We start from the raw sequence: 23,544 nt of genomic DNA on the forward strand, positions 1-23,544 counted from the left end.
CATCACTTTCCTCCGTTCTTCGTCCCGCTGCCCGTGACCGCACAACGTATGCGGGACGTTGGGGCGCACTGGAACTATCTGCGAGAACGCGTTTTTCGTTACCAATTGACCGGTCGAACAGCACAGCTTTTCGCTACCGCATCAGACGGTCACTTCTTCGACCGGTTTCTCCTCGTGGCTCGCCGCGCCGAAGACGGCCACGGCGACGGCGCCCGCGATTGCCCCGACGAAGCCGACGACGGCAAGCCATTCCAGGCCCGGTCTCGACGCGTCGCCGAGCACCACGACGCCAACGATTCCCGGAACCACCGTCTCGCCGACAACCAGAGCCGCTGTCGCTCCGTTGACGGATCCCAGTTGCAGCGCCACCGTGTGCAGATAGAAACCGCCCAGGCCCGAAACGAGGATCGCCCAGCCGGCCGGATCGCGGAGCATGGTGCCGATTTCGAACGGATCGATTCCGTAGACCACGCGTACGGCAATGGCCAGACAGCCGAACAGCACACCCGAGATCAACCCGGCGACAACTGCTGCGCGTGAGCCCAACCATCGGATCAAACCGATGCCGATCAGCAAGATCAACGCCGAGCCCACGAGGACACCCCAATGGACGACGTCGTTGGAACTCCCACCGCCCGCGTGACCTGACGACAATCCGAGCAGCAGGAGCGATCCGATCACCGCAGCGATCGCGAACCAGTCGCGACGATGCAACTGGATGCCGAGGACCACGGTCCCCAGCACTGCCGTGATGACGAGATTGGCACTGACCACTGTCTGCGACAAGAACAGTGGAATGAGCCGCGCGGAGATGGCACTTCCGGCGAATCCGACCGCATCGAGCACGGTGCCCAGGATGAACGACGCCGTCAGCGCGGCCGCGAACGTGGAACGCAAGGTCGGGCCACCCGACGCCGTCACGTGTCCGGCCTCGCCACGCTGCTCGGCGGCAGCTGCCGACTTGCGCGCGCCGTAGGCTTGCAGCACGGATGCAACGCCGTACCCGACGCATGCCACGATCGCGGCAATCAGTCCGATCAGCATCGAAATTCCACACGAAGTTCCTGGGCAATGGTCATGGAGATAGACCCTGCCTTATTTCCCCAGGCCTGACATCACCCTCAGGTATTCGAACAAGTGCTACCCGAGAAGTACACCGACCGCCCCTGACCGGTACCTGGGGACACCCCGACCCCTAGTGGAATTGCTTGAGAGCCCTGATCTTGTTCATGACGTCGAGCGCCGCCACCTTGTACGCCTCGGACAGTGTCGGATAGTTGAAGACGGCGTCGACAAGGTATTCGACGGTCCCGCCGCACCCCATCACCGCTTGGCCGATATGCACGAGATCCGTTGCACCCGAGCCGAAGATATGAACACCGAGCAGTTTCAGGTCATCCGTCGACACCAAGATCTTGAGCATCCCGTAGGTGTCGCCTGCGATCTGCCCGCGCGCGAGTTCGCGGTATCGGGAAACGCCAACCTCGTACGGCACCGATTCCTTGGTCAAATCGACCTCGGTGGCGCCCACGTACGACACCTCGGGAATCGAGTAGATGCCGATCGGCTGCAGATCCATCAGCTTCGCGCCTGGTTCGTCGAAGGCATGATAGGCCGCGAGTCGACCTTGATCCATCGACGTCGCCGCCAACGCCGGGAATCCGATGACGTCACCGACGGCGTAGATGTGTTCGACCTTGGTGCGGAAATTGTCGTCGACGTAGATACGGCCACGTTCGTCGGCTTCGAGCCCGGCGTTCTCCAGCGCGAGTGGCGCCGTGAGGCCTTGCCGTCCAGCCGAGTACATCACGGTCTCGGCGGGAATCTGCTTGCCGCTGCGCAGCGTCGTAAGCGTTCCGTTCGCTCCGACGTCGACGGCCGTCACTTCTTCACCGAATCGGAAAGTGACCGCCAGATCGCGTAGATGGAATCGAAGCGATTCGATGACCTCGGGGTCGCAGAAGTCCAGCATCGACGTCCTCTTCTCGACGACGGTGACCTTGGTGCCGAGTGCCGCGAACATCGATGCGTACTCGATACCGATCACTCCCGCGCCCACGACGACCATGGTGGTCGGGATGGAGGTCAGATCGAGGATCCCGTCGGAGTCGAGCACCCGGTGACTGTCGAAGGACACCCCCGCCGGGCGAGCAGGCAACGTTCCGGTCGCGATCACGACGAACTTCGCCGTGATCGTCATCTTGTCTCCGCGCGAGGCGTCCTCGACGAGGATGGTGTGCTCGTCGACGAACGAGCCGACCCCTACCAACAATTCGACGCGGTTGCGCAGGAGCTGAGATCGAACGACTTCGATTTCTTTGGTGATGACATGCTGGGTTCGCGCCAGCAGGTCGGCCGGAGTGATGTTCTCCTTGACGCGGTAACTCGCGCCGTACAGTTCGCGTTGGTTCATCCCGGTGAGGTAGAGAACCGCCTCACGCAACGTCTTCGACGGAATGGTGCCGGTGTTGACGCACACTCCCCCGAGCATGTTGCCTTTCTCGACCATCGCTACCAGTTTACCCAGCTTGGCCGCCGCGATGGCAGCCTTCTGCCCACCCGGGCCGGAGCCGATCACAACCAGGTCGTATTCCATCGGATCAGTCATCGCTTAGAAATACCGTCTGCATACGACCGGCAGATGCCGAGCATGTCAATACTCGGTGAACAATCCGCGCGCCGAAACGACACGACGGCAGTACACGAACCCTGTTGCAATTAAAAGAGATACAGCCGAATCCATACGAAACTTGCTACACATAAACATATTCCGACGTTCGCATGCGCACATGCTTCGTCGCCGACGGAATTCACAACGGTCTGTTGAAATTTGTTTCACCACAGAGTGATTGATCGATCAACTGACAGGTGACCAGGGCCGTAAACCGGATGTCCAGTATTCGAATTGTCCGAAATAACGAGCGGAATGTTCCTCGTCACATCCCGCACCGAAGCAGTTGCGCGGAGCCTCGGGCCGCGTTCTACTTGCCTTGACTAATCATCTGTCACTCTCGGTTACAAACATCCGCCCCGTTCACGATCCCCACCTTTCGCCATCTCGAGAGATCAGGTTTCCCAATGGAATTCACGGAACTTGCCGACTATCCCCTACCTCCAGGGACCGTCACCGAGTGGACTCCCGCCGCGGTGAATCCGCCCGAGCTGTGGCCTGTCGACCAGCGTCCCGCCAGCTACATACACGAGGCACACTTGAAACATGCCGAGCAGGCGAAACGGCAGGTGCACCATCAGACCGACGTGTGCACTCCGTCGTGGCTGGGTACCTCGTTTCGCATCCACGACCGACTCGACCGAAGGACCTGGGCGGCCGCTCTCGATCACTGGATCGATCGCCACGAAGTGCTCCGAACACACGTCGCCGTGGAGGGCGAAACGATAGTCCGACGCACCGCGGCGTCTGGAGACGTCCGGATTCTGGGCGCCGAGGTCGGACACCTTGCGTCCTCGATGTCTGTCTTCACACATCTGCAGCAACTGCTCGACCGATCGACCGATCCACTTGTCTGGCCTGCGTATCAGTTCGCGACGATCGAAGGCCCCAACCACTTCACCGTGGTTTTTGCCGCTGATCATGCTCTGCTGGACGGATATTCGGTGGCGTTGACCGCGCACGAACTGCAGACGATCTACCGATCGTTGAGCGAGGGAAGCCCTCCCTCGCCGCCGGAGACCGGAAGCTACATCGACTTCGGCACCAAGGAACGAGATCTCGTGGGACACGCGGACCGCTCTCACCCGGCGGTGCAGACGTGGCGCGAGTTCTACGCGCAGGGCGAGGCTCCGTACTTTCCAGCGCTACCCGAACCGGTCACCGGACGCCGAGTCCCTCAGCAGAGCCTGTCTGCCTGGCTTCTGAGCGCCCGGGGAGCCGAACGCCTGGCAGAAGCGAGCAAGCGCAGCAACCAAGGATTCCTGGCCGCGATACTCGCGTGCGCGGCCAAGGTGACCGGCGATCTCACCGGTGCAGACGAATTCCGCGTCGTCGTGCCGCAACACACCCGTTCGGAGCTTCGATGGGCCGCGTCGCTGGGATGGTTCATCGGTGTTGTGCCGGTGAGGATTCCGATTGCCCCCGCCGCAACCGTGAGCGATCTGGCCAAGGTTGCCGGCACGGAGATACGGCGCGTCCGCCCCGCCGCGGCACTGCCGTATTCGAAAGTGTGCGAGCTGATCGACTCCCCGCAGCACCTGCCGTTCGTGCTCTCGTACATGGACGTTCGTCACGTTCCTGGTGCCGAGCAATGGACGAGCTGGCAGACCAGGGGCCTTCGTAGTCGAGATCATTCGGGAACCGACGTCTACATCTGGCTCACGCGGACTCCCGAAGGGCTGAATCTGGCCATACGCCACCCGGGCAACGCGCGCACGAGCCGCCACATCCATCAGTTCGCGGGACTCCTACGCCGCGAAATGGAGGACTTTGCCTTCTCGACCGACACTTTCGCACCTCCGACCAACACCGCCGTACCGATCAATACCGCTGTACCGATCGAGGAGAACTCTCATGGAAATGACACCCATCGATCTCTGGGCACCGAAAGCCGGGACGCTCACCGAGTTCAGGCCTACTGAACAATCCCTGGCGGCGGCATCCGGGGCACCACGGAGCGACCAACCGCTCTCGTTCCTACAGGAAGGACACATTCGTACCGCCGATCACAAGCGCGCACAAGGCGTCGACTGGTCGCCGTGGATCGGATTCACGTTCACTCTGCCCGGTGATCTCGATCGGGAGGCACTGCGTCGGGCGGTCCAGGCGTTTGTCCTGCGGCACAACACACTGCACAGTTGGTTCGAGGTGAGATCATCCGAAGATCCCGACGGTAGCGGGGTCATCGACCGTCACGTGGTGGATGCGTCGACGATCGAACTCACGCCGCACAGCGTCGGTTCTCTGAACACGACAGATGCGGTTCGCGAGCATGTGAGCCGAAGTTTCGCCGGCGATACCAGCCCATTGCAATGGCCCTCGTTCATCAGTGGCGTCGTCGAGCACGGCGCCGGCTTCACCGTCTACTACGGCGTCGATCACTCGCACACCGACGGCCTGTCGTTGATGCTGGGCGTCGAAGAACTTCGTGCGCTGTACATCGCCGAAAGCGCCGGCATCGAGGCTCAACTTCCCTCTCCCGGCAGCTACGCCGAGTACAGCGGCGAGGAACGGACATCCGCGGGGAACCTCGACCTGGCCGCAGCGCCTGTGCAGCAGTGGATTTCGATTCTCGCCGCCAACGCCGGCCAACTCCCGACGTTCCCCCTCGACCTCGGTGTCGCGCGGGGCGAACAGGCCCGGTCGACCCGCACACACATCGACGTTCTCGACAGCGACGAGTCAGCCGCGTTCGCAGCGCTGTGCAAGTCCAATGGCGTCGGCTTCTCCACGGGGATCTTCGCAGCCCTCGCCCTCACCGAGATCGAAGTTGCGGATCGAGCGAACTACTTCGCGCTCAACGCAGTCGGCACTCGCTCCGATCCGAGATACCTCTATTCCCAAGGCTGGTTCATCAATCTCGTCCCGGTCTCGTTCACGCTGAGCGGTGTCACGAACTTTACCGATGCACTCCCCCATGCCCACGCTGCTCGCGCTGCGGTGAAGGGACTCGCGGATGTGTCCATTCACTCGGTGATCGCCCAGGTGTCGAAGTTGACCGGATCCGACATCGGTGGAACCTCGGTCCCGCCGATGGTGTCGTACATCGACATGCGCCTGATTCCAGGTGCCGAGCACCATGACGAACTCGAGGCGCGGGCACTGGGTGGGCCAGGAACGACGGGTGATCTGTCGATGTGGATCAACCGGAAGGAAGACCGTACGTACGTGATGGTCAGTTTTCCGGACACCGATCAGGCGCACACATCGGTGAATCGGTACCTACGACACCTTCGCAACGTCCTGAGAACGGTCGCTGATACCGGCGACTACCGTGTCGTGCGTCAGGCGGATGCACGTCAGGAAGTGGAGACCGCCTGATGCACATCACGTTTCTCGACAGGTTCGAGGCACGGCCGGGCCGCATTCTGCAGTGGACGCCGAGCGAAATCTCCACCGGAACGACGTATCCGGTTCCCCCGACCTCCAATCAGCAGCTGCATCTTGCCGGCAGCCGCGGCGATACGACTTGGCTCGCTGCTACTTTCGACGTTCCCGGCCCCATCAACACGGACGCACTCAAGGCCAGCTTCGAGGAATGGACGTCCCGTCACGACGCCCTGTCGTGCTCGTTCTCCCAGGCCGAAGAATCGGGTGAATCCTCGGCACTGTTCGTCGACGTCGCCGACGTCGGCGATCTGCGCCTGCGTGAGGAAACAGTGGCTGACGCGAGAACACCGGAGCAGGTGCGAGAACTCTTGGGCGAGCGCTTGGATCGATGGTGCAATCCTTTCGCGTTTCCCGCGTACTTTCTCGGTGCCATCACCCGCGAGGACCAGTCGACAGTGATCTGCGGGTTCGACCATGCCATCTGCGACGGCTGGTCCATGAGCATCGCAATTACCGAGATCAGCACTCTGTATCGCGAATACACGCGGGCGGACCGTGATCCGATCGCGTCTGATCTCCTTCCGGAGCCCGGGAGTTTCCTCAACTACTGCTTCCGGGAATCGGCAACCGCGGATCCAGAGCCCGGCGACCACCGGATTGCGGGTTGGCGGTCCTTCCTCCGAGCATGCGGGGGTGACACTCCCCATTTTCCCGTAGATCTGGGACTGCCCGCCGGGGCGATGTCGCCCCAGGGCACAGACACCCGAATGCTCCTCGACGCCGACGAAGCCGAGCTGTTCGACCAGAACTGCGCCGATCATCGGCACTCGTCGTTCGGTGCAATTCTTGCGTCGATCGGTTTGGCCACAACACAATTGACCGGCAAGAGGGACACGCACCTACTGTTCCCTGTTCACACGCGTCGGGAACCGCGACACAACCACACCTTCGGATGGCTGGTAGCCAATGCGCCCATCACCGTGACGAGCATGGACAATCTTCACAGCACTGCCCGGGCAGTCAATCTCGCTTTCCACGAGTCACTTTCACTGTCGTCCGTCTCGTCGAGGCAGGTGTTGCGGAGCTTGGGGCCCGAGGTTTCGCCCACTCGCAGAGACATCTTCTCGGTGTCCTACGCCGACTACCGAACCATGCCCGGTGGATCTCGCCCCCGTAAATCAAAGCCCAGCGAATCACAGCCTGCGCCGATCAATCCGCAGCAACTCAGTCGCGTCTCGAACGCCGACGACGTTCAGTTCTGGTTCTCACGAACTCACGACGGATTGGCAGTGCGGACCAGGTTTCCTGCGCCCGCTGCCCGGACAGTGCACACCTTCCTCTCGCATGTCTCCGAGATCCTGTCGACGCCGTAGACGAAACGGCCGCCTATCCGTAGATCTATTTGACACTGCTTTGTTGTGCACAACTTAACTGTGCGCTACAGTTGTTCTCGTGACCAACCCACTCGCTCTCGAACGCCAGGTCTGCTTCGCCCTCTATTCGGCGTCGCGGGCCACTACGGCCGCGTACCGGGCAATGCTCGACGACCTGGGAATCACGTATCCCCAGTACCTCGTCCTGTTGACACTCTGGGAACGAGACGGCCGGGGCGTGCGTGAGATCTGTGAGGCACTCGATCTCGATACCGGAACTCTGTCGCCGCTGCTCAAGAGGCTGGAGGGTCTGGGATTCATCGAGCGCCGACGCCTCACCACGGACGAGCGTCGCGTCGAGATTCACCTGACCGAGGCGGGTTCCACCTTGCGTAGCAAGGCCGAGGACATCCCGGCCAAGCTCGCAGGCGCCACTGGTCTGAGTAACGACGAACTCACCGAACTCCGAGACGTTCTCACGCGTCTCGGTGAGTCACTTCAAGCATCCAACGCCCACTCCGACGGAAAGAAGAAGTCATGAACATCGTCTACACCGCAGAAGCACTTGCCACCGGCGAAGGCCGCAACGGTCACGCTCGCACCTCGGACGGACGCCTCGATCTCGGCCTCGCCATTCCCAAGGAAATGGGTGGCAGCGGCGAAGGCACCAACCCCGAGCAGCTCTTTGCCGCCGGATACGCAGCATGCTTCCACTCCGCTCTGCAGATGGTCGCCCGTGCCGAGAAGGCCAACGTGGCTGATTCCGCAGTCGGCGCGCGGGTCGGCATCGGCCCCAACGGTGCAGGAGGCTTCGGACTCGCTGTGACGCTGGAGGTTTCACTCCCCCATCTACCCCATGATCAGGCCGTCGAGCTGACGGAGAAGGCACACCAGGTGTGCCCGTACTCCAATGCAACTCGCGGCAACATCGAGGTCACCCTCGAAGTAAGTAAGGACGACGAATGAGCACTACCACTGTCAGCCGGGAAATCCGTCTCGCTTCACGCCCGAACGGTTGGCCCACGTCGGAGAACTTCGCCACCGCCGAGGTAGAACTCCCCGAACTCGAAGACGGCCAGATCCTGGTCCGCAACATCGCCATCTCCGTCGACCCGTACATGCGCGGCCGAATGAACGACGTGAAGTCCTACCTTCCGCCGTTCCAGGTCGGTGCGCCGCTCGACGGTGGTGCTGTCGGCGAGGTCGTCGAATCCAAGTCGACTGATCGCGCCGTGGGCGACGTCGTCGTCCACGGCCTCGGATGGCGTGAATACGCCATCCTCGACGGATCCGCAGTGACTCCGGCCGACACGTCCATCGCGCCGGCGACGGCCTACCTGGGTGCCCTCGGCATGACTGGCCTCACCGCGTATGCCGGCCTCACCGCGGTTGCGGAGTTCAAGGAAGGCGATACCGTATTCGTCTCCGGCGCAGCAGGTGCCGTCGGATCGCTCGTCGGTCAGATCGCCAAGTTGCTCGGAGCGAAGCGAGTAATCGGTAGCGCCGGTTCACCGGCGAAGGTTGCCCGACTTCTCGAACTCGGATTCGATGCGGCATTCGACTATCACGACGGCCCGATCACCGAACTACTCGCCGCTGCCGCCCCTGACGGCATCGACGTGTACTTCGACAACGTCGGTGGCGAGCATCTCGAAGCCGCAATCGATGCCATGAACCAGGGTGGCCGGATTGCCCTGTGCGGAGCCATCGCTCAGTACAACACCACCGAGAAGCCCACCGCTCCCCACAACCTGGCACTGGTGATCGGCAAGCAGCTCACACTGCGCGGATTCCTCGTGGGCGGCTACCGTCACCTCGGTGGCGAATTCCGCACCCACATGGCAGGGTGGCTCGCCGACAACAAGATTCAGTGGGACGAGACCATCGTCGAAGGCCTGGAGAATGCACCGCAAGCGTTCATCGACCTGATGCGCGGCGCGAACACCGGCAAGATGGTTGTCACGCTGTAACCCGAACAACATCTAGCTCGAACGGATATGAAAGTGGCCGCGAACTTCTCGAAGTTCGCGGCCACCTTCATATCTGAATCAAATCCCGAACGAGACTCCGGTCAACTTCTCCGACAGTGTCCACAAACCCGAGGCTGTCTTCGTATCGTGTGACTTCTTGTTCGACCCCACGACCTTCGGATACCCTCGCTGCTCGAACGGACCGTCCGGTCCGATGTAACTGCCGCCGAAGGCATCCGGCGCGGTTGCCGCCCACAGTTCGGGAAGGGCGCCCATCTCCGCGGACTGCGCGAAGATCGAATTGCCGATTCCCATCAGCTTGTCCTGGATCGACTCGGTGTGCCCCTGCAGGTTCGTCGACGCGTATCCCGGATGCGAAGCGAGCGCTTTGAGCGAAGATCCCGACGCCGCGAACCTGCGTTGAAGTTCGTACGTGAACAACAGATTGGCAAGCTTGGACTGCCCGTAGGCCAACCATCGGTTGTACTTCCGACGCTCGAAATTGAGATCGTCCAGATCGACAGTTCCGAGCTGATGCAGGGCACTGGACATCGTCACGACACGATCGGTGAGCTTGTCCTTCAGCAATCCGGTCAATGCGAAGTGTCCGAGATGGTTTGTGCCGATCTGCATTTCGAATCCGTCGACCGTCCGGCGGAACGGAACCGCCATCACGCCGGCGTTGTTCACCAGGACGTCGACCTTCTCCGTTGCGTCGGCGAAGGCTCGTACCGACGACAGATCCGAGAGGTCCAATTTGCGGACAACCGCGTTGGGCCCGATCTCGGCGGCTACGGCGTCGGCCTTCGTGGTGTCACGACAGGCGAGGACGACGTCGGCCCCGGCTTTGCCCAGCGCTCGTGCGACTACCTCACCCAGTCCGCTGTTCGCCCCCGTGACGACAAATGTGCGGCCGGTCTGATCGACTACGTCTTCTGCGGTCCATTTGGTCATGCTTTCCAGCGTACGTGCCTTACTCGCCGGTAGGGAGGGGTCGCCTTCCGTCATCGCCTGCGCTTGGCGCGGATGGGCTTGGCGCCCGGCAGCGGCGGTGCAGCCACTCTGGGCGACGGGGGCGCGGTCATTCCGGGAGTCGGCGACGATTCGGCTTCCTTCTGCTCCGCAGCGATGCGTCCGTACACAAAATGCTGTTGTCCCAGCGTCCAGCAGTTGTTACTCACGAAATACAGCAGGATCGCCACGGGCGCGAACGCACCGAAAGCGATCACCCCCACCGGAAACACCCACAATGCGAGCTTGTTCATGATCGCTGTTTGAGGGTTGACGGTTCCGGTGTCCACTTGGCGCGCGATGGATGCCCGCGATGTGAAATGTGTAGCGACGGCGGCGAATATCATCAGCGGTACCGCTACCAGAATGATGGAGATACGGCTTACGTCGCCGAATGCTTCCAGTTGTGCTGCCGGGCTCGAAATCATGGCGGACAACGGTGCGCCGAACAGTTTGGCGTCGAGAAAAGACTGCACGTCCGAGGCACTGAAGAAGTAGTTGGCCGTGTTCGCGTTGTCCGCCACCGACATCGGTTCGGTCGGGCTCAGAAACGGGACGTGCGATGCCGCTCCGGTCCGATTGAACGATCGCAGGACGTGATAAAGACCAATGAACACCGGTGCCTGAACCAGCATCGGCAGACAGCCGAGCAACGGACTGTAATTATGTTCTTTCTGCAGCTTGGCCATCTCTACAGTGAGTTTCTGCCGGTCACCCGAATACTTCTTCTGCAACGCCTTGATCTGAGGTTGCAGCTTCTGCATCACCAGTTGAGTGCGGACCTGCTTGACGAAGGGTTTGAACAGCAGGGCTTTGAGCGTGAAGACGAGAAATACGACCGACAACGCCCACACGACGCCGTTGTCGGGTGATCCGGAGACCAGTGAGAAGACCTTGTGCCAGAACCAGAGGATTCCGGACACGGGGTAGTAGACAAAATCGAGCATGACGAATGAACCTCACCGAAAGGCACGCTCAGAGAGATGAGAGCGCGGGAATGGTCGTGGACGCAAGACGTCTGACCGACCTACGACGAGTTCACACCCGCCGACTGCCGATCTACAGACCGATTCCCGGAGCTCGAGGTTGCGGACGACCGGGCGCGTCCGGGCTGCTCTGCCTGCGGAAAGCACCACGCAGGCAGCGTTCGTCATCAGACGGGCCAGTGGCCGAAACCGCGCACAGTTGCAGAAGTTCGTACTTCGAGGAAGTTGCGAGCGCAGCGACCACGAAGACGGCAATCGCAGTTCCCAGCACCGCGGCGCTACCCGAGGAACCAAGCGGAGGCACTGCGAGAAGAGCGATGAACGGCAGCAGAAGCAGCAACAGTGACCGTGTCACCGTTCCTGTGCTCCGCTGTTGCATGACTGCGAGAGTACAGAACGTCCGCCGAATCCAGCCAGACGCTTGCCTCACGTACTTGTTCGCGCAGCCATTTGTGCGCAGGATCGTGGTCCATCCGACCGTGCCACTGTTGAGCGTTCGGCGCTCCCGCTGCGAATCGCCTGACCGGAGCCGGGGTGAGGCCGGCCGCCGTGCCCTCCTTGATTCGGATCACGAAAGTCCGTCGAAGTTCTCGCGATCGATCAACAGGCCTTGCACCCACAATGCCGCTCGAAACAGGTATGCACCCCGTCCAACTGACCGATGCGAACACGTCGAGGCGCAACCAGGCTGAGTGTCGCAAGCCGAAGCCCGATCACACCCAGCTGGACACCTGCTTCGGGACGCATCGACGCAAAGGCAACACGAGAAATGTCGCACCACCGATTCACCGACCCCCGCACGAGGAAGCATGCACTCGGAAGAGCGCTTGTCGTCGGCGTTCTTTCCCTGACAACCCTTGCCGTGAGTATCGACACCGCGAACGCTCAGGCCCCCGTGCTTCGGGACTGGAACATCGCCGCAGTTTCCGTCGACACGAATCCGGCGAAGGTGTCAGCTTTCGCTTCCTCGGATACAGGCCGCGTATTGGCAGCCGCAGAGTCCAAGATCGGCGCTCCGTACGTCTGGGGCGCGACCGGGCCGGACTCGTTCGACTGCTCCGGTCTCGTTCAATGGGCCTATGCACAAGCGGGCGTTTCGATTCCGCGAACCAGCTACGACCAGGCGGTTGGCGGCACTCCAGTTTCCCGGGACGATCTACAGCCGGGTGACGTGGTCCTGTACTACGGCGGGGAGCATGTGGGGATCTACACCGGAGGCGGTGAGATCGTTCACGCCCCGACGTCCGGGGAGTCGGTCGAACGCGCACCCGTGGACTCGATGCCGTACTACCTCGCCCGACGTTACTGACATGAATCCCGCAAGCTCGATGAAACAGCGTGTATCGCGGCGATATTCGAATCGCTCGTCGCGAGCCGAACGATTGACACTCCCCCATTGCGCGGAATGTGATGTCATCCTCTCGCCCGCGAGCGCGGTCTGCGCCAGGTGCCGTGGGGCGCGGTTGGACGTGACGCGGTGTTGCGGAGACGGCACTGTCGTGTCCTGGCGAACGGTTCACGGCGACCCCTCGACCGTTCTCGCCATCGTGGAATTGGACGAGGGGCCGTGGCTGTACACTTTCCTCACCGAATCCCCTCGCGCGGATGCGCCTGGACCGCTACGAGTGTCGTTTCAGGGGCGTGAAGAAGGTAAGCGCTACCCGGTGTTCTGCTTGTGCGGCGACGACCGTGGTGAACTGCTATCGGACGTCAACTCCGGCCTGCTGAGCCATTGACCTCACGCGAGTCACGCTCCTGCGCGGTCGAGACGTACCACGCTGCGATCTGCGCTCTGGAACTGAATCCCAGTTTTGTCAGTACGTGTTCCACGTGTCCCTGAGCGGTGCGCAGCGAGATTACCAAGTGCTCCGCAATCGCGCGATTGGTCAACCCTTGGGCAACCAGTTCCGCAACTTGCTGCTCACGAGGAGTGAGGTGAGGCCCTTCAGCCGACGACGCAGTCGTGACACTGGAGCGCTTGTCGAGCGCACATGCGACAGCTTCACCCTCGGACATCGCAAACCCGCTGCGAAACGACTTGTCGAAAGCATCGTCACCCATGGCTTTGCGAGCAGTCTCTGCAGCAGTGTCGTGATGAGCTGACAAACCCGGCAGGCCCGCCAGCCGTCCCCCGACCTTCTGCCAATACATGGCTGCCGCGCCGAGCAGAACCGCTGCATGCTTCCAATCACGTTGCGCTGCAGCAATCCACGCCAACGGCTCGATACACCACGCCGAGTTCATCGGGGCATCGAGAATTCTCAGACTTCGAGTCAAATAGTCACTTGCGGCATCCAATTCACCTCGGAGCCAGCTCACGAGCCCGAGAGTTCCCAGCGCAAATGCCTGGAACATCATCTCGTCGGCGGGCACGGTGATCGCGAGAATCTCTTCGTTGCACTCCACAGAGCGATCAAGAGCGCCGGACAGGAAGTACGCGACTCCCAAGGTGTCCAGGCCGATCACAACATGCAGCAGATTCTTGTCGAGTCGAAACAGCGTCAACGCGGATTCCAGCTTGGCTGTAGCGGTATCGAAGTTACCTCTGAAGGTATCGACGTATCCGTCTCCCCACGTCGCCAAGCCGCGCGAGCGCACATCCGCCAAGTCGTTTGCCAGGCGCCAACTCTCGTCGACCAACTCTTCTGCCCGTTCGAGTTCCCCCTGCATCGCGTGATTCACGGCGTCGATGGCCAAGACATCCACTCGGAACGGATCCAGCTCTCGATCCTCTGCATTCAAGGCTCGATCCGTCCAATAACGCGCCTGCACAAGTAATCCACCTGCAAGCCAGAATCTGTACAACGCACCGACCATTCGCGTTGCAGATCGCGCCTCTCCGGCAGTGGAAATCGAGTACTCCAACGCATCGTTGACGTTGCGCTGTTCACGACCGAGCCTTGCGATCCAGGCAGCTTGCCGGCCACTGATCCACTCGGCTTCCGCATGAACGACCAGTGCCTCGAACCAATCACGATGGCTTCGACGCAGAGCGGAATACTCACCGGCGGACTCCAACTTTTCATGTCCGTACTCCCGGAGTAGGTCGAGGAGGTGGTACCGAACATCCCCGTCGGTTTCCTCACGAATCAGGATGGACTTCTCGACCAACGCGGTGACGAGATCGAGCACTTCGGTCGAATTCATGTCCTGCCCACACACGCCCTCAGCGGCGTCGAGATCGAACCCACCCGAGAACACCGACAACCGCCCCCACAACTGCTGTTCGGTTGGCGAGCAGAGGTCGTAACTCCAATCGATCGACAATCGCAGCGTCTGTTGACGACTCGGAACGTCGCGTCCACCCGTTGTAAGAAGTCGGTATCGATCCGAGAGCCTGTTCATGATCTGCTCAGCAGACATACCACGCAGGCGAGCTGCCGCCAGTTCGATCGGAAGTGGGAGTCCATCCAAGTCATGACAGATATGCGCAACGGCGCGCTTGTTCTCCTCGGTGAGGGTGAAACCAGGTACGACGGAAGCCGCACGCTCGGTGAACAACGACACCGATTCGTACTGGGCAATTCCCTCGAATTCGGGCGGCTGTTGCTGCGGTGTGGTGAGTGAGGGAACGCGCATCGTCACCTCACCGCCCAGGCCCAGCGATTCGCGGCTCGTCGCCAGGATCTTGACGCCGGCACATCGCCGTAGGATCGCGCCTACGAACACAGCGACGGCATCGACCAGATGTTCACAGTTGTCGAGCACCAACAGCAGACTCCGATCGGCGCAGTAGTCGATCAATGCCTGCAGCGGGTCCGCCGACGAGACCGACCGGACACCAAGGGTCACGGCGACATGATCTTCGAGGAGATCCGAATCTGTCTGCTCCCCCAGTTCCACCAACCAGGCACCGTCTCGAAACACCCTTTGCAACGCGCCCGCAAGTCGGATCGCGAGCCGTGTCTTGCCCACGCCACCGATCCCGGTGAGTGTCAACAAACGGGACGTCTCGAACAATCTCCTGGCGTCGGCCAACTCACGCCGACGACCGACGAAACTCGTCAGCTCCAAGGGCAGGTTGCCGACAACTCGCTGGTCGGCTTCTGAGCGCACAGCGGATGCCATCGACCGACTCGCTTTCTGCCATACCACTACACAACAACGCTACCCCCACGATCGGCCTCCCGAGCAGCACTCACGCGAGCATGTGATCGGAGCCCACTTGTTCTCCCCCGAGTGCGAGATGCACGACGGCCACACCGGTGTCACGCAGACGAAACAACGTATTCCTACTCTGGCAGACAGACGAAGGGAGAGCGACATGCCGCCGCGCCGTAGATCGGTACTGCTGACGCAACTGGTAATCGATGCTCCCGGAAGTCCACAACAAACGATCCTCGACGAACTGCGGCGAGTGATTCTGTCGGGTTCGGCGCCTCCGGGTACCCCGATTCCTCTCGGCGACGTGGCTGATGTGTTCGGTGTCAGTCGAATACCTGTGCGGGAATCACTGAAAACACTGGTCGGAGAGTCCTTGGTCGACCATCGACATCAATTCGGCTACACCGTTGCTCAGCTGACGCCGGCAGAACTGCGAGAGATGTACATCGTCCGCGAAACTCTCGAATCAGCTGCATTGGCCGTCGCCGTCGAGCAGGCAACCGAAGAGGATCACGAACACGCCGTCGAGGTGAACTCCCGTTTGGAGATCGCATTGCGCTACGACGACTCTCAGTCCTATCACTGCGAGAGCCGAAACTTTCATCTCGCACTGACCCGACCGTCTCAGATGCTTCGACTTCTGCACATGTTCGAAGCTGCCTGGAACATCACCGAACCAGTACAGCCGATGGTCCATGTTGCCGGCGTCGATCGCCGGGTTCTGCACTCGGATCACACCGCGATGCTGGACGCATTCCTGCGTCGGGACGCATCCGCACTTCTGAGCGCTTCCGAAATCCATCATCGCCGACTCAATACCGTGATCGCGACTCTACCGACAGACACCGGTCTATTGGCCGAAAAAGATATACCGATCACGCAATAGTCGTGCAACACAGCATCGATACCTTTCTCTCAACACAGTTTTCATCACTGACGCTGAGAGCTCGTGGCACCGTCCGCTGATTTCCTGCACTGATGCACAGGAGCTGTCATGACCGACATTCTTCCGTCCCGAACGACCACTACCCCCACTCCCCCAAAGGAAAGCGGATCGGGTGACCTTGTCGAAGCCGCGGGTCACCCTGTCGGAAGCGGCCTGATCAAGCCGGGCTACGACCCTCGTTTGACCAACGAGGACTTGGCGCCGCTTCGCAAGCAGACCTGGTCGTCGTACAACATCTTCGCCTTCTGGATGTCCGACGTACACAGCGTCGGCGGATATGTCACTGCCGGTAGTCTTTTCGCACTGGGATTGGCCAGCTGGCAAGTACTCGTCGCCCTGCTGGTCGGTATCACGATCGTCTACTTCTTCTGCAATCTCGTCGCCAAGCCCAGCCAAGTTACCGGCGTGCCGTATCCGGTGATCTGCCGCAGCGTGTTCGGCGTCCTCGGCGCGAACATCCCGGCAATCATTCGTGGCCTGATTGCCGTGGCTTGGTATGGAATTCAAACCTTCCTCGCTTCAGCAGCCCTCGATGTCGTACTGATCAAACTCTTTCCGTCACTCGCGCCCTATGCCGTCGTCGAAGACTACGGATTCGCCGGACTCTCCGCACTGGGCTGGGGAAGTTTCATGCTCCTGTGGGTACTTCAGGCCTGTGTCTTCTGGCGAGGCATGGAATCGATCCGCCGCTTCATCGACTTCTGCGGGCCGGCTGTGTATGTCGTGATGTTCATGCTGTGCGGCTACCTGATCTACAAGGCAGGCTGGAGCGCCATCGATCTCACGCTCGGCGACGTCAAGTACTCGGGGTTCGACGCCGTGCCGGTCATGCTCGGTGCGATCGCTCTGGTTGTCTCGTACTTCTCCGGACCGATGCTCAACTTCGGCGACTTCTCCCGCTACGGAAAGTCGTTCGCTGCCGTCAAGAAGGGCAACTTCCTCGGTTTGCCGTTGAACTTCCTCGTATTCTCGGTGTTGGTCGTCGTCACTGCATCGTTGACGCTGCCGGTGTACGGCGAACTGATCACCGATCCCGTTGCGACCGTTGCACGAATCGACAGCACCTTCGCCATCGTTCTCGGCGCACTCACCTTCACCATCGCCACGATCGGCATCAACATCGTGGCCAACTTCATTTCCCCGGCCTTCGACTTCTCCAACGTGAGTCCGCAGAAGATCAGCTGGCGCGCCGGCGGAATGATCGCAGCGATCGGCTCGATCCTCATCACGCCGTGGAACTTGTACAACAATCCGGACGTCATTCACTACACACTCGAAACCCTCGGAGCCTTCATCGGTCCGCTGTTCGGAATTCTGATTGCCGACTACTACCTCGTGCGCAAGCAGAAGGTCATCGTCGACGAACTGTTCAGCATGTCGCCGACCGGAACCTACTGGTACAGCAAGGGATACAACCCTGCTGCAGTGATCGCCACCGTGGTGGGAGCCGTCGTCGCGATGGTCCCGGTCCTGGGCAAGGACCTCACCGGGATGTACACCGCAGCGCAGTACAGCTGGTTCATCGGTTGTGGGCTCGGATTCACCGTCTATTACCTACTCGCCGCGCGCTCTTCCTCAGCTGTCCGGAATGCTTCCTCTCCCGACACTGTGACGGTCGACTGATCGTCATGAGAATCAAGGTGATCAACCCTAACACCACGTGGGCGATGACCGCCAAGATCGAGGAATGTGCCCGGACCGTCGCAGGCTCGGGCACATTCGTCGAGGCTGTCAGCCCTGCCATGGGTCCCGCGTCGATCGAAAGCCACTACGACGAAGCTCTCAGCGTCCCCGGAATCCTGACCGAGATCGCCGCCGGAGAAAAGAACGAAGTCGACGGCTACGTCATCGCTTGCTTCGGTGACCCAGGTCTTGATGCAGCCCGAGAGTTGGCCAAGGGCCCCGTCGTAGCTGTTGCCGAAGCGGCCATGAACTACGCAAGTTTCCTGGGTCGCGGATTCAGCATCGTGACCACTCTCGGTCGAACCCGCGGCCGCGCAGCCGATCTGGTGGACCGGTACGGCATGCAGGCTCGGTGCCGGGGTATCCACTCCTGCGAGATTCCGGTTCTGGAACTCGATCGTGATCCCGACGCGCGAAAGGTGATCTTGGAAGCCTGTTTCGACGCATTGGAGCAAGACGACTCGGACGTCCTCGTGCTGGGTTGCGCCGGCATGGCGGACCTGTGCCAGGACTTGTCCGACGAACTGGGTGTCCCGGTAGTCGACGGCGTTGCCGCTGGGGTCACGATGGTTCAGTCGTTGGTCACCCTCGGACTGTCGACCAGTTCACGCGGCGAGTTCGCACGGCCACTTCCCAAGAACTACACCGGTACACTGACACCGTTCTCGCTGTGAGCGTGCCTGAGCGAGAGTCGAACACCTGTCACCAGCAGCGCCAGGATCGCGAACAATACTCCAGCCCAGACTAATTGGCGGGTTTCGAAATGCGCGAGAAACAGTCCACCGACCGCAGTGCCGAGCGTAATCCCCAGGTTGGAGAACGAGATGAAAAGGCTGTTGCCGAATTCAGGCGCGTCGACTGCGTCTCGCCCCATCCAGCTCTGCGAAACCACCAGTCCACCGGAATGCACTACACCCCAAACCAACACGGCTACAACCATCGCGCCGAAGTACGGGCCCGCCAGATAGAGCATCACGTAGACGACGATGTACAGCAAGGGAAATGCCACAACCGTGCGCACCACCCCCTTGGCGAGCAGAGCCCCGAAGACGAAGTTGCCGAAGATCATCACGACACCGAAAGCCAAGAGCATCGCGCTGATCCACGATCCGCTCATGCCGGTCACTTCGCCGAGGTATTCGGCAAAGTATCCGTACACCGAGAACATGGCTGCGAAGACGAAGGCGACGGAAAGAATGGTCAACCACACGCGCGGCCGGCGAAGTATCCCGACCTGTGCACCGTACGACAGGCGTTGTGTCACAGGAGCCGAGGGCAGAAGTACGACAATCCCGAAAAACGCGAGAACGTTGACCACGGCGCCGAACACGAATGCTGTCGACACCGAAAAGTTCTCGGCCAAATAGGACGTCAAGGGCACGCCGAACGCGAATCCGACTGTGACGCCTGCAAATACCTTGGTCACCGCGGCGGTCGCCTGTTCCGGCGATACCAGACGAACCGCACTTGCAAGCGCGACAGCGAAGAAGACCGGATGAACCACGGCGGGGATGATCCGAAATGCAAACATCACCTCGAAACTCGATGTGGTCGCATACACCACATTGGAGACCGCAAAGACTGCAATCGCCACCAACAGAACGGTTCTCCTGTTGATTCCCGAGGTGATCAGCGTTGTGAACGGACCGGTCACCGCCACGACGAGTGCAAACACACCGACCAACCATCCGGCAGTCGACGCGGTGATACCGAACTTTTCGCTGATCTGAGGCAGAACCCCGATAATGCCCATCTCCGTAGTGATGATTCCGAATACACCCAACGCCAGAACCGGTATCAACAATTTCGACTTCACGACACACTCCTCACTACTACGTCACACAAGACAGTTACATATCTAGATATGTAGATATATTTGGTTGAACAACCCAGCCGACGAGGGCAATTCGGCCGCTACAGCTTTTCGCGAACGAATTCCCTGAACTGGCCGATCACGGATTCGTTTCGTCGGTAATACGTCCACTTCCCGATGCGCTCGGACTCGAGCAGACCCACGTCTTTCATGCCCTGCAGGTACCCCGAGATCACCGACTGGGCAAGTCCCGATCGCCCCTGGATGTCACCGACACAGACTCCGATGTGAAACCCGAGATCCTGCTGCGTATACGAGTCCTCGTCGAAATACTTCGCCGGATGCGCGAGCCACTCCATGATCTGCAGGCGAGTCGGGTTGGACAGCGCCTTGAAGATCGCCAAAGCATCCATGGACCACACCCCTCTGCACGACAACCGGAACGCATCTACTTTTGTGGATATGTTTGGCGAAGTCAAGCCCGATCCGGACCGAAAGCCGTCTGCATCACATCGACGCATTCGAAGTGAGCTGCGACACTTACGTTTCGACGACCTGCGGAAATCTCAGCGCCGACTTTCTATCTGTGACGACTTGTTTATAGTTATCGCCAACAACGAATTGCCGGAAGTTTCCGGTTCACCTCAGAACGTCCGTGGGTGAACACAATTCGCTCAACACCAGCCGTACCCGGCTTGTCATTCGGGAGTCGAACCATGAACACACCGCATCAGTTCAGGGTCGTCACCTCATGGTGATGTCGAAGCTCGCCAAATGGCAGCTGGTCGCCCTCGTCGTGGTTGCACTCCTGGGCTTGATCTATGTCGGAGCGAAATACGTACGGCTGGACAATCTTCTGGGATTCGGCCAATACACGGTCAAAACCGAACTGGCGACGTCCGGTGGCATCTTCACCAACGCCGAAGTGACCTATCGCGGTGTACCCGTCGGACGCGTCGGTGACATGTCGCTCACGTCCGACGGAATCGAAGTCGACCTGTTGATCGACAGCAGTGCTCCGCAGATTCCCGCATCCGCGCGGGCCGTGGTGGCCAATCGCTCAGCCATCGGCGAGCAGTACGTCGACCTTCAGCCCGATACCGACCAGGGCCCGTTCCTCGAAGACGGCTCGGTGATCGCCGTGGGCGACACAACCACGCCGATCCCGATCGAGAATGTCTTGACCAGCGCCAACGGTCTGGTGCACTCCGTTCCGGTCGACGCACTCCACACCGTCGCGAAAGAACTCGGCGCGGCATTCAACGGCAAGGGCGAAGATCTGCAGGTACTTGCCGACTCGCTGTCGGGGATCTCCCAGTCGGGCCTCGACACCCTTCCCCAGACCCTCGGACTGATCCGCGACAGCCAGACGGTGCTCACGACCCAGTCCGATCAATCGTCGGCGATCAAGCAGTTCAGCACCGACCTCGACGCACTGACGGCGCAATTGCGCACCAGCGACCCCGACATCCGACGCGTGATCGACAACGGCATACCAGCCAGCGAACAAGTCGGCTCTCTCGTCACCGAAGCCGGCCCCGCGCTCACGACCAACCTCTCCAACCTCTCCGCCGTTGCAGCGGCAGCCGCACCGACACTGCCCTCGCTGCAGCCCTTCCTGCTCTTCCTGCCTGCGCTCGCCGGGGCGGCGCCCACCGTTGCACCGGGAGACGGCACAGTACATCTGGGCTTGGTACTCGAGACCAACAACCCGCTCTCGTGCACCGTCGGTTACGAAGGGACCATGGCGATCCTCGACGAGATGAAGCGCAAGGACCCGAACTTCGACGACACGACGCAGAACTTCCCGTTGAACACTGCCGCCAACTGCCAGGCACCTCAGGGCAGCGAAACGGGAGTTCGTAGCGCCAACCGCATCGCGTTCGCCGACCCGAACACCTCGCAACCGTGGGACGGCAAGCCCAAGGTGGACCCGGACAAGCTCAACCTGAACCCGATTGCCACTCAACTCGCACCGATGCTCGGCGCCACCCCGAAGTAGCCGTAAACAACTGGCACCGTCGACCCTCCGCGACGATGATGATGTGATGTCGGAAGGAACGCCTGAAGGCGAGTCACAGAGCATGTCACGAGGTTTCGACGAACTTGTCGCCGAAGCGGAATCCGCCTCCGTCGACGGGTGGGATTTCTCGTGGCTCGACGGACGCGCCACGGAGCAGCGTCCGTCGTGGGGGTACCAGAGGCTGATGGGTGAACGTCTCGGCCGCGCCGGCGCCGCATTGGACATCCAGACCGGCGGCGGCGAAGTCCTCGCCGCTGCACCGTCACTCCCGCCGGTGATGGCAGCAACCGAATCCTGGCCACCGAACATCGCCAAGGCCACCGCCCTTCTGCGTCCCCGAGGTGTGGTGGTGGTCGCCGATCCGGACGAGCCGCCGCTACCGTTCGCCGATTCGGCTTTCGACCTGGTGACCAGCCGACACCCAGCGACGGTGTGGTGGACCGAAATCGCGCGGGTACTCGAACCGGGAGGAACGTACTTCGCTCAACATGTGGGTCACGCCAGCGTGTTCGAACTGGTCGAGTACTTTCTCGGTCCTCAGCCGCAGGCTCGTCGCGGACGGCACCACGAGGACGAAACTGCCGACGCGATTGAGGCCGGGCTCACCGTCGTCGACCTTCGTTTCGAGCGTCTGCGCATGGAATTCTTCGACATCGGCGCCGTTGTCTACTTCTTACGCAAGGTGATCTGGATGGTTCCGGGATTCACCGTCGCGCAGTATCGGGACCGGCTCCGCGAACTCGATCAGCAGATCCGTCGCGACGGATCTTTTGTCGCGCACTCGAGTCGATTCCTGATCGAGGCACGCAAGAGCTGAGCGCACCGCGACGGGCCGCACATCCCGAACGTGATCGATGCTGCTAGTCGGACTCGTCGGCGTCGCTCCGCGAGCCGATCGCAGCGGCAAGATAGTCGCCGAGTTCACGCTGAAGGTTCGCGTCGAGTGCCCGGGCCAGTGCCGAATGTACCGACGCCACACCGAGTTCACGCATCGTCTGGAGCATCTCGGCTGTTCCGGCAACCTCGTCGCCCTCCGGGAGCCAACCGACCCCGTGCTGATCGACGATGCGATCCTTCGCCGCCTGAATCAGGTCTTTGGCGATCCCGTCCACAGCGTTGTGAAGCTTTTCGTGCACATCGACCAGTTGATCGAGAGTGAAACCGTAGTCGAGGAGACTCGAAAATCCGCTGAGCAAAGCAGGATCGGTGAAAACGCAGTTCTCTCCTTCGATCTGTACCAGTCCGAGATCTACGAGACGATCCAGTTGACCATCTGCATCTCCCCCGAGAAACTCGCGTACGACGGCCATCTCGATACTCACGGTGTCGCTGCGGGACCATGGTTCGGTGACCGCGTGCTGCAGACCCAGCACCTCTGTCAGGTCTTTCCCGCTTTCCCACCCGGTGATGAAGTCGTCGATATGCGCAGTGGTGAAACCTCGTTGAAGAAGCGTGTCGATCAGCTTGAGGCGTTCGAGGTGCGCGTCGCCGTAGATGCCTACCCGCCCACGCTTCTCCGGCGGAGGAAGCAATCCACGTTCCTGATATGCCCGTACATTCCGCGAGGTGGTGCCCGCAGCGCGCGCTAGATCGTCGATGCGGTACTCGGTCACCGCCTCGTCTCCTCTGCCGCG

22 protein-coding genes are annotated in these 23,544 nt (G+C 60.9%); 13 read left to right on the plus strand and 9 right to left on the minus strand.

All coding sequences use genetic code 11. The features are described 5' to 3' along the window. Window positions 1–141: 141 nt before the first annotated feature. Together RA302_RS23165 and sthA are read right to left on the minus strand one after the other, a co-directional pair. A complete protein-coding gene (locus RA302_RS23165; protein ID WP_003940348.1) occupies window positions 142–1,044 on the minus strand; it encodes a hypothetical protein in 903 nt (300 codons plus the stop codon). Between the two features lie 151 nt (window positions 1,045–1,195). Next, window positions 1,196–2,608, minus strand: a complete 1,413-nt coding sequence (sthA, locus tag RA302_RS23170; RefSeq protein WP_030535287.1) for a Si-specific NAD(P)(+) transhydrogenase — start codon at window positions 2,606–2,608, stop codon at window positions 1,196–1,198. Window positions 2,609–3,078: 470 nt separating this feature from the next. On the opposite strand from sthA, the gene RA302_RS23175 reads away from it, so the two are divergent. The 6 genes from RA302_RS23175 to RA302_RS23200 all read left to right on the plus strand — a co-directional run bounded on the left by RA302_RS23175 (window position 3,079) and on the right by RA302_RS23200 (window position 9,344). Beyond that, on the plus strand, window positions 3,079–4,593 hold the full coding sequence (locus tag RA302_RS23175; protein ID WP_030535286.1) for a condensation domain-containing protein: 1,515 nt from the start codon (window positions 3,079–3,081) through the stop codon (window positions 4,591–4,593). Continuing rightward, window positions 4,526–5,992, plus strand: a complete 1,467-nt coding sequence (locus RA302_RS23180) for a condensation domain-containing protein (RefSeq protein WP_338478147.1) — start codon at window positions 4,526–4,528, stop codon at window positions 5,990–5,992. Before RA302_RS23175 ends, RA302_RS23180 begins: the two co-directional genes overlap by 68 nt. After that, complete coding sequence (locus RA302_RS23185) at window positions 5,992–7,374, plus strand: condensation domain-containing protein (RefSeq protein WP_030535284.1); 1,383 nt, start codon at window positions 5,992–5,994, stop codon at window positions 7,372–7,374. The genes RA302_RS23180 and RA302_RS23185 overlap by 1 nt, the downstream gene beginning before the upstream one ends. A 79-nt stretch (window positions 7,375–7,453) precedes the next feature. Continuing rightward, window positions 7,454–7,915 (plus strand): MarR family transcriptional regulator, encoded by a 462-nt coding sequence (locus RA302_RS23190; RefSeq protein ID WP_003940568.1) that lies wholly within the window; start codon window positions 7,454–7,456, stop codon window positions 7,913–7,915. After that, entirely contained in the window at window positions 7,912–8,340 is a 429-nt protein-coding gene (locus tag RA302_RS23195) for an organic hydroperoxide resistance protein (RefSeq protein ID WP_003939720.1), read from the plus strand. The genes RA302_RS23190 and RA302_RS23195 overlap by 4 nt, the downstream gene beginning before the upstream one ends. Continuing rightward, window positions 8,337–9,344, plus strand: coding sequence for an NADP-dependent oxidoreductase (locus RA302_RS23200; RefSeq protein ID WP_007733944.1), 1,008 nt, complete (start codon window positions 8,337–8,339; stop codon window positions 9,342–9,344). Before RA302_RS23195 ends, RA302_RS23200 begins: the two co-directional genes overlap by 4 nt. A 78-nt stretch (window positions 9,345–9,422) precedes the next feature. On the opposite strand, the gene RA302_RS23205 is transcribed toward RA302_RS23200, so the two are convergent. From RA302_RS23205 to RA302_RS23215, 3 genes are all read right to left on the minus strand, one after another. Continuing rightward, a complete protein-coding gene (locus RA302_RS23205) occupies window positions 9,423–10,298 on the minus strand; it encodes an oxidoreductase (RefSeq protein WP_030535283.1) in 876 nt (291 codons plus the stop codon). Window positions 10,299–10,348: 50 nt separating this feature from the next. After that, the gene (gene yidC / locus RA302_RS23210; RefSeq protein ID WP_003939695.1) at window positions 10,349–11,302 is read right to left on the minus strand and encodes a membrane protein insertase YidC; all 954 of its coding nucleotides are present in this window, start codon (window positions 11,300–11,302) and stop codon (window positions 10,349–10,351) included. A gap of 112 nt (window positions 11,303–11,414) precedes the next feature. Next, window positions 11,415–11,720, minus strand: coding sequence for a DUF6412 domain-containing protein (locus RA302_RS23215; RefSeq protein ID WP_029256089.1), 306 nt, complete (start codon window positions 11,718–11,720; stop codon window positions 11,415–11,417). A gap of 390 nt (window positions 11,721–12,110) precedes the next feature. Here RA302_RS23215 and RA302_RS23220 point away from each other — a divergent pair, with 390 nt between their 5' ends. Both RA302_RS23220 and RA302_RS23225 read left to right on the plus strand, forming a co-directional pair. Continuing rightward, complete coding sequence (locus RA302_RS23220) at window positions 12,111–12,650, plus strand: C40 family peptidase (RefSeq protein WP_030535282.1); 540 nt, start codon at window positions 12,111–12,113, stop codon at window positions 12,648–12,650. A 190-nt stretch (window positions 12,651–12,840) separates the two neighbouring features. Beyond that, on the plus strand, window positions 12,841–13,077 hold the full coding sequence (locus RA302_RS23225) for a hypothetical protein (RefSeq protein WP_007733940.1): 237 nt from the start codon (window positions 12,841–12,843) through the stop codon (window positions 13,075–13,077). On the opposite strand, the gene RA302_RS23230 is transcribed toward RA302_RS23225, so the two are convergent. Continuing rightward, window positions 13,052–15,409 carry a LuxR C-terminal-related transcriptional regulator gene (locus tag RA302_RS23230; protein ID WP_030535281.1) on the minus strand — a complete coding sequence of 786 codons (2,358 nt, stop codon included), beginning with the start codon at window positions 15,407–15,409 and terminating at the stop codon, window positions 13,052–13,054. The two genes, RA302_RS23225 and RA302_RS23230, sit on opposite strands and share 26 nt — an antisense overlap. Window positions 15,410–15,605: 196 nt before the next feature. Here RA302_RS23230 and RA302_RS23235 point away from each other — a divergent pair, with 196 nt between their 5' ends. The 3 genes from RA302_RS23235 to RA302_RS23245 all read left to right on the plus strand — a co-directional run bounded on the left by RA302_RS23235 (window position 15,606) and on the right by RA302_RS23245 (window position 18,748). Continuing rightward, window positions 15,606–16,331: a GntR family transcriptional regulator gene (locus RA302_RS23235; RefSeq protein ID WP_030535280.1), complete on the plus strand. Its 726-nt coding sequence runs from the start codon at window positions 15,606–15,608 to the stop codon at window positions 16,329–16,331. A 108-nt stretch (window positions 16,332–16,439) separates the two neighbouring features. Next, window positions 16,440–18,014, plus strand: coding sequence for an NCS1 family nucleobase:cation symporter-1 (locus RA302_RS23240; RefSeq protein ID WP_007733936.1), 1,575 nt, complete (start codon window positions 16,440–16,442; stop codon window positions 18,012–18,014). A gap of 5 nt (window positions 18,015–18,019) precedes the next feature. Continuing rightward, a complete protein-coding gene (locus RA302_RS23245) occupies window positions 18,020–18,748 on the plus strand; it encodes an aspartate/glutamate racemase family protein (protein WP_007733934.1) in 729 nt (242 codons plus the stop codon). Here RA302_RS23245 and RA302_RS23250 read toward each other — a convergent pair. After that, window positions 18,715–19,890 (minus strand): MFS transporter, encoded by a 1,176-nt coding sequence (locus tag RA302_RS23250; protein WP_030535279.1) that lies wholly within the window; start codon window positions 19,888–19,890, stop codon window positions 18,715–18,717. The genes RA302_RS23245 and RA302_RS23250 overlap by 34 nt on opposite strands. A 98-nt stretch (window positions 19,891–19,988) precedes the next feature. Next, window positions 19,989–20,300 (minus strand): metalloregulator ArsR/SmtB family transcription factor, encoded by a 312-nt coding sequence (locus RA302_RS23255; RefSeq protein ID WP_003940037.1) that lies wholly within the window; start codon window positions 20,298–20,300, stop codon window positions 19,989–19,991. Window positions 20,301–20,641: 341 nt separating this feature from the next. Between RA302_RS23255 and RA302_RS23260 the strand changes: the two genes are divergently transcribed. Further along, window positions 20,642–21,889 (plus strand): MlaD family protein, encoded by a 1,248-nt coding sequence (locus RA302_RS23260; RefSeq protein ID WP_030535278.1) that lies wholly within the window; start codon window positions 20,642–20,644, stop codon window positions 21,887–21,889. Window positions 21,890–21,971: 82 nt separating this feature from the next. Beyond that, entirely contained in the window at window positions 21,972–22,727 is a 756-nt protein-coding gene (locus RA302_RS23265; RefSeq protein ID WP_030535277.1) for a class I SAM-dependent methyltransferase, read from the plus strand. A 43-nt stretch (window positions 22,728–22,770) separates the two neighbouring features. Here the strand turns inward: RA302_RS23265 and RA302_RS23270 are convergent, their stop codons facing one another. Further along, on the minus strand, window positions 22,771–23,523 hold the full coding sequence (locus tag RA302_RS23270) for a MerR family transcriptional regulator (protein WP_030535276.1): 753 nt from the start codon (window positions 23,521–23,523) through the stop codon (window positions 22,771–22,773). Between the last annotated feature and the right edge of the window lie 21 nt (window positions 23,524–23,544).

Source organism: Rhodococcus sp. DN22 (genome assembly GCF_036669995.1).
Taxonomy (GTDB): domain Bacteria; phylum Actinomycetota; class Actinomycetes; order Mycobacteriales; family Mycobacteriaceae; genus Rhodococcus_F; species Rhodococcus_F erythropolis.

Bases quoted from the DNA above. Each gene is read 5' to 3' on its own strand.
- RA302_RS23165 (WP_003940348.1), bottom strand. From the start codon at position 1,044: ATGCTGATCGGACTGATTGCCGCGATCGTGGCATGCGTCGGGTACGGC.
- sthA (WP_030535287.1), bottom strand. From the start codon at position 2,608: ATGACTGATCCGATGGAATACGACCTGGTTGTGATCGGCTCCGGCCCG.
- RA302_RS23175 (WP_030535286.1), top strand. From the start codon at position 3,079: ATGGAATTCACGGAACTTGCCGACTATCCCCTACCTCCAGGGACCGTC.
- RA302_RS23180 (WP_338478147.1), top strand. From the start codon at position 4,526: ATGGAAATGACACCCATCGATCTCTGGGCACCGAAAGCCGGGACGCTC.
- RA302_RS23185 (WP_030535284.1), top strand. From the start codon at position 5,992: ATGCACATCACGTTTCTCGACAGGTTCGAGGCACGGCCGGGCCGCATT.
- RA302_RS23195 (WP_003939720.1), top strand. From the start codon at position 7,912: ATGAACATCGTCTACACCGCAGAAGCACTTGCCACCGGCGAAGGCCGC.
- RA302_RS23200 (WP_007733944.1), top strand. From the start codon at position 8,337: ATGAGCACTACCACTGTCAGCCGGGAAATCCGTCTCGCTTCACGCCCG.
- RA302_RS23205 (WP_030535283.1), bottom strand. From the start codon at position 10,298: ATGACCAAATGGACCGCAGAAGACGTAGTCGATCAGACCGGCCGCACA.
- yidC (WP_003939695.1), bottom strand. From the start codon at position 11,302: ATGCTCGATTTTGTCTACTACCCCGTGTCCGGAATCCTCTGGTTCTGG.
- RA302_RS23215 (WP_029256089.1), bottom strand. From the start codon at position 11,720: ATGCAACAGCGGAGCACAGGAACGGTGACACGGTCACTGTTGCTGCTT.
- RA302_RS23220 (WP_030535282.1), top strand. From the start codon at position 12,111: ATGTCGCACCACCGATTCACCGACCCCCGCACGAGGAAGCATGCACTC.
- RA302_RS23230 (WP_030535281.1), bottom strand. From the start codon at position 15,409: ATGGCATCCGCTGTGCGCTCAGAAGCCGACCAGCGAGTTGTCGGCAAC.
- RA302_RS23235 (WP_030535280.1), top strand. From the start codon at position 15,606: ATGCCGCCGCGCCGTAGATCGGTACTGCTGACGCAACTGGTAATCGAT.
- RA302_RS23240 (WP_007733936.1), top strand. From the start codon at position 16,440: ATGACCGACATTCTTCCGTCCCGAACGACCACTACCCCCACTCCCCCA.
- RA302_RS23245 (WP_007733934.1), top strand. From the start codon at position 18,020: ATGAGAATCAAGGTGATCAACCCTAACACCACGTGGGCGATGACCGCC.
- RA302_RS23255 (WP_003940037.1), bottom strand. From the start codon at position 20,300: ATGGATGCTTTGGCGATCTTCAAGGCGCTGTCCAACCCGACTCGCCTG.
- RA302_RS23265 (WP_030535277.1), top strand. From the start codon at position 21,972: ATGTCACGAGGTTTCGACGAACTTGTCGCCGAAGCGGAATCCGCCTCC.